This window comes from Ruegeria sp. BI7 (genome assembly GCF_056537925.1).
Map to the genome: position 1 here is coordinate 1 of NZ_JBQFSK010000030.1, position 554 is coordinate 554.

Consider the following 554-nt stretch of genomic DNA (forward strand, 5'->3'; position numbering starts at 1 on the left):
CTCTCTTGTCTCATGTGCCAGTGAGGAGCTATCCTGCCACTTTAAGTCGACTTGAGGTCAACCATGAAACTTCTTGATATTGGCGTCCTGTCCAAAAGGAGCGGCGTCCCACCCTCAACACTGCGCTATTATGAGGAGATCGGGCTGATCCAGTCCGCCGCTAGGAATGGGCTTCGACGGCAATTCGAGATACGCGTCGCGACGCAACTTGCTTTGATCTCTTTAGGAAAAATGGCGGGATTCTCACTTGCTGAGATCAAGGACATGTTCGCCAATGATGGCACTCCGCAATTGCCACGCCCTGAATTGCACCTGCGCGCAGATACTCTTGATGAACAAATCCGTGGTCTCACCCGGCTACGCGATGCGTTGCGTCACGTGGCGGATTGTCCGGCAGAGACCCATATGGATTGCCCAAAGTTCTGGCGCCTCATGGAGTTTGCGTCGCGTTCCGTCGCCACTCGCCAGTGATCCAAGTGCCTGCGTAGCCTGATAGCAGGCAGGTCTTTTAATGCAATTCGACGAATTGAACAGACGGGCTCGGAGTAATCATG

General features: G+C 53.8%; 1 protein-coding gene. It reads left to right on the top strand.

The genetic code is table 11. The annotated features are described in order from the left end of the window. Positions 1 to 63 precede the first annotated feature (63 nt). Positions 64 to 471 (top strand): helix-turn-helix domain-containing protein, encoded by a 408-nt coding sequence (locus ACR0JB_RS21815; protein ID WP_170394444.1) that lies wholly within the window; start codon positions 64 to 66, stop codon positions 469 to 471. Positions 472 to 554 lie beyond the last annotated feature (83 nt).